Source organism: Dietzia sp. DQ11-38-2, from assembly GCF_014145055.1.
In the GTDB taxonomy this organism is placed as follows: Bacteria; Actinomycetota; Actinomycetes; order Mycobacteriales; family Mycobacteriaceae; genus Dietzia.
The window spans coordinates 1-5,103 of sequence record NZ_JAALDW010000210.1 but is presented as its reverse complement, the minus strand read 5'-3'; the positions used below and the strand labels follow the sequence as shown (position 1 = coordinate 5,103).

General features: G+C 69.1%; 3 protein-coding genes. All 3 read left to right on the top strand.

The genetic code is table 11. The features are described from left to right. The coding region (locus G6026_RS07720; RefSeq protein WP_241727979.1) for a S1 family peptidase at positions 1–793 on the top strand (793 nt) is incomplete at its 5' end. Positions 794–907: 114 nt separating this feature from the next. Further along, positions 908–2,497, top strand: a complete 1,590-nt coding sequence (locus tag G6026_RS07715) for a S1 family peptidase (RefSeq protein WP_182612829.1) — start codon at positions 908–910, stop codon at positions 2,495–2,497. Positions 2,498–2,670: 173 nt separating this feature from the next. Then, the coding region (locus tag G6026_RS07710) for a (Fe-S)-binding protein (protein WP_182612828.1) at positions 2,671–5,103 on the top strand (2,433 nt) is incomplete at its 3' end.

Here is a 5,103-nt window from a genome sequence, read left to right as displayed (position 1 = left end):
CGTGCGCGCCGCAGGCCTGCGACCCGCCCAGGGGTCGCTCGGGTCGGGTGCGGCCGTCCTGGACGCCCCGAACCCCCCGAGCCCGGACCCGGGCGCCCTGGTGCCGGACTCCATGGTGGGCGGGACCCGCATGTACGTCCTGTCCCCCTCCCGCACCGTCGCCAACTGGTGTTCCCTGGGATTCAACGGGATACGTGACGGACGGGTCGTCAACATCACCGTGGCCCACTGCAGTTCCTTCACCGACCAGGCGACGGGCCAGTCGACGTTCCGGCCCGGCACGGTCTCCGAGGACAGCAGGTCGCCGAGGCTCGGAGTCTTCACCTCTGCCGAGGCAGACGAGGGTATGGACGCCGCGCTGATCACCGTCGACCCCGAGGACTACCCACGGTTCCGTAACTCCCACGTCCTCGACGAGAACGCGCTGCCCCTGGCTCTGTCCGGCACGCAGTCCCCGGTCAGGGGGCAGACCCTGTGCAAGTACGGCCAGCGGACGGGTCATACGTGCGGGCAGGTGTCCGGCGTCGACTCGGCGACACCGGGTGGGGTCAGGAACGTCACGATCAACCTGTGCGCGATCGCGGGCGACAGCGGAGGAGTGGTGTTCTCCGCGACCCGTGCGGTCGCCGTGACCAGCCTGTCCAACGCCTTCGACAGAAACGACCAGCCCTACCCGAACTGCGAGACCGCCCGCGCCGACCTCGCGCTCCGCGGAACGGTCCCGACGATGGTCGGGGTGACCGTCGGGGCGATCTCGTCCCGCTTCCCGGGACTCCAGGTGGGCGCCGCCTGACACATCAATCCCACTAATCACACGTGTCGCACTGGACTCAGTAATCACATCTTCGTAATCTTGGCCTCAACTGGGCGACCTGAAGTCGTCCACCGTGCATCACGGAAGGCCACCATGCGCACCACCACGAGACTCGCCGCCCTCACCGCCACCGCGGCCCTGGTCGTCACAGCGGCCCCCGCCGGCGCCGCCCCCTCCCCAGCGCCCACCACACCGGCGCAGACGCAGGTGTTACCCACCCTCGACTCCGCCCTGGGGCCCCAGCTGACCTCGCTGGTCGAGGCTCTGCGCCGGGACCTGGGGCTGACCCCCGAGCAGTTCCTGGACCAGGCCGGAATCGGCGAGCGCCTCGCCGAATCCCGGCCTCGGTGGGAGAAGGCGTTCCGCGACTCGTTCGGCGGCGTGTGGTTGGACGAGGAGGGCACCGGCCTGGTGGGCGTGGTCGCCGGCGAAGCGGGCGATCTGCTGCGCGCCGAGGCCACCGACGCCGGCTTCACCGTGCAGGACGTCGCGCTGACCACCGAGGAGCTCTCGGCCCGCGAGCGGCAGGTGAGCAAGATCGTCACCGACCTCCCCGAAGACCTCCGGGCACTGGTCACCGGGGTGCGGGTCGACCCCACCCGCAACGCCGTGGTCGTGTCCACCCGCGGCGGGGAGGCCGCCCAGCTGGGCAACCTCACCGCGCGACTGAAGGACCTCGCCGAGGTCGACATGACCGAGGCGCCCGACCCCGCGTGGGACACCGCACCGTTCGGCAGCGAGGACGGTGGGACCCAGTCCGAGGGCGCTCCGAACACGGCCGGGCTCGAACCCGCCACCACCCGCGCGGGCACACCGGGCCCGACGCTCGCCGGTGGCGACCCGGGATCCCTCGCCAGTCTCGCACTGCTCAACCAGACCGGTGTGATCCCCGAGGGCCCGATGCGCACCGTCGTCGAGCTGCTCGCCGGACTGACGCCGGGCACCGGCTCGATCATCGACGGGATGAGCCAGACGATGTCCGACCCCGTCACCCCGGTCCCCCAGAACCAGACGCGCGCCGACGGTCCCGCTCCCACCGGGCCCATAGCCGGGGGCACCGCCTACTCCGTCGCCGTTCCGGGCGGGATCCTCGAGTGCTCGACCGGGTTCAACGGTGAGCTCGACGGCTCGCCCGTCGTCATCACCGCCGCGCACTGCGCCGGTGCCGACGGCACGCGCGCCGCACTCGCCAACGGCCAGGAGTTCGGCACCATGACGCGGACCCAACGCGACGGGATCGACACCGCGCTCGTGGCCGTCGACCCCGCGTTCGCCGACCGCTTCCGCACGAACCTGGTCGGCGCCGGTCCCGACACCAACCAGGCGATCACCGGTACCGCCGCACCCGTCGTCGGGCAGAAGGCCTGCAAGACCGGGTTCCGGACCGGCTTCTCCTGTGGCACCGTGTCCGAGGTCGGCGCGACGATCGACGTGGCCGGGTCCCGCACCATCGCCAACGCGTTCACGGTCGACCTCTGCGCCCTCCCAGGCGACAGCGGCGGCGTCGTGTTCTCAGGAGACAAGGCACTGGGGATCTCCAGCGCGTCCAACGTCGCCGAGACCGGGACCTGCGCCAATGCTGACGCGGTGGCCAGGGAGAACGGGTACGTCCCGCGCCTGTCGGCGGTCCCGATCGCCGACGTCATGGCCGCCCATCCCGGTCTGACACTGCGAACCAACTGACGCCACCAGCCTCGCGGGCCCCGTTCCCCGAATCGAGTGCGCTCCACTTAGGGCGACCTCAACTCGGTGTACGGGGCCCGCGTGGCTTACCTTTAACGACAAGACCGTCGGCGGGCACCCCAGGGGTCGTCAGGTGCTCGTGCGTCGAGAAGTGCGACGAAAGGCCGCGAACCATGTCAGGCGTGACCATCACTCTCGGGACGATCGGTGTCCTGCTCAGCCTATTTGCCTGGGCCTCGTTCATCGGCGGCCTGTCGCGGATGGTGCGGAGCATCATGCTGGGGCAGAAGGACGGCTTCAACCGCGTGGGGCCCGTGTTCGCACGGATGAAGAACACGATCATCGAGGTCGGCGCCCACACCAGGATGGCCAGGAAGCGGTCGGTCGGCTTCTTCCACTGGTTCGTCATGATCGGCTTCATGCTCGGCTCGATCGTCTGGTTCGAGGCCTACATCCAGACGTTCAACCCCCGCGGCGGATGGCCCTGGCTGTCGCAGCAGTCCTGGTACCACGTGCTGGACGAGTTCCTGGGTCTGGGCACGGTCATCGGCATCACGGTGCTGATCATCATCCGCCAGGTCAATCAGCGTCGCAGCCTCAACCGGTTCAACGGTTCCGACCGCCGGGCCGCGTACTTCGTCGAGACCGTCGTCCTGCTCGAGGGTCTGGGAATGCTCTTCGTCAAGGCCGGCAAGCTCGCGCTCTACCGCGAGGACGGCCAGGACTTCAACTGGGCGCACGACTGGGTGTCCGGCCCCATCTCCACGGTCCTGCCGGCCAACGAGCTCATGGTGTCGATCTTCGCGCTGATCAAGCTGCTCACCGGAATGATCTGGCTGTACGTCGTGGGCCGCAACATCACCTGGGGTGTGGCGTGGCACCGCTTCTCGGCCTTCTTCAACATCTACTTCAAGCGCGAGGCCGACGGCCGCACCGCGCTCGGCGCGCTCAAGCCCATGACCATGGACGGCGAGGCGCTGACCATGGAGAAGATCGAGGAGCGCACCGAGGCGGACGAGGACTTCGAGCCGGTCCTGGGCGCGGGTGCGATCGAGGACTTCTCGTGGAAGGGCTGGCTGGACTTCTCCACCTGCACCGAGTGCGGACGCTGCCAGGAGCAGTGCCCCGCCTGGAACACCGGCAAGCCGCTCAGCCCCAAGCTGATGATCATGGCGCTGCGTGACCACGCCCACGCCAAGGCCCCGTATCTGCTCGCCGGTGGCAAGACCACGATGGGTGAGGAGACGGGACTCGTCGACGCCGAGGGCAACCCGGACGAGAAGAAGCTCGCCAGGATCCCCGAGGCCGCCCGCCTGGAGGCCCAGCGCCCGCTGGTCGGCCACACCACCGCCGACGTGTCCGACGACCCGACGGCCGCCGGCATCATCGACCCGGAGGCCCTGTGGTCCTGCACCACCTGTGGCGCCTGCGTCGAGCAGTGCCCGGTGGACATCGAGCACGTGGACCACTTCATCGACATGCGCCGCTACCAGGTGCTCATCGAATCGGAGTTCCCCACGGAACTCGCCGGCCTGTTCAAGAACCTGGAGAACAAGGGCAACCCCTGGGGGCAGAACAACTCGGGCCGCGACGAGTGGATGAAGTCCCTCGACTTCGACATCCCGGTCATCGGCTCCGACATCGAGGACTTCTCGGACACCGAGTACCTGTTCTGGGTCGGCTGTGCCGGAGCGTTCGAGGACCGCGCCAAGAAGACCACCCAGGCCGTCGCCACGCTTCTGCACACGGCCGGCGTGAAGTTCGCCGTCCTGGGCCAGGGCGAGACCTGTACCGGTGACTCCGCCCGCCGCGCGGGCAACGAGTTCCTGTTCCAGATGCTCGCCGAGCAGAACATCGAGACCATGAACAACGCCTTCGACGGTGTGCCCACCGGCCAGCGCAAGGTCGTCGTCACGTGTGCCCACTGTCTCAACGCTCTCAAGAACGAGTACGGCGACTTCGGCGGCGATTACCAGGTCGTCCACCACACGCAGTTGCTCAACCGCCTCGTGCGCGAGAAGCGGCTCGTGCCGGTCGCACCGATCGACGGTGGCGTCACCTACCACGACCCGTGCTACCTCGGCCGTCACAACAAGGTCTACGAGGCTCCGCGAGAGCTCATGGACGGTTCCGGTGTGACACTCACGGAGATGCCCCGCCACGGTCAGCGCTCCATGTGCTGTGGCGCCGGTGGCGCGCGCATGTGGATGGAGGAGACGGTCGGCAAGCGCATCAACATCGACCGCGTGGACGAGGCGTTGTCGACCAAGGCCACCAAGATCGCGACCGGCTGCCCGTTCTGCCGCGTCATGCTCTCGGATGGCGCGACCGCCCAGACCGACGGCACCGAGCAGGAGGGCCAGGTCGAGGTCGTGGACGTGGCCCAGCTGCTGCTGGAGTCCGTCACGCGCGACGGTGGCCTGCCTGAGCCTCGCGAAGCCGCGTGGCTGGAGCAGCCGAAGCGCGAGAAGACCGCGGCCGAGAAGGAGGCCGACGAGAAGGCGGCCCGGGACGCCGCGCCGGCCGAGTCCAAGACCGCTGTCGCCGAGCCCGCCTCGGCCCCGGACAACCCGGTCATCGACGAGGGCGAGGGCGCCGAGGTGGCC

Excerpts from the sequence above, each read along its gene's own strand:
- G6026_RS07715 (WP_182612829.1), top strand. The coding sequence starts at position 908 with ATGCGCACCACCACGAGACTCGCCGCCCTCACCGCCACCGCGGCCCTG.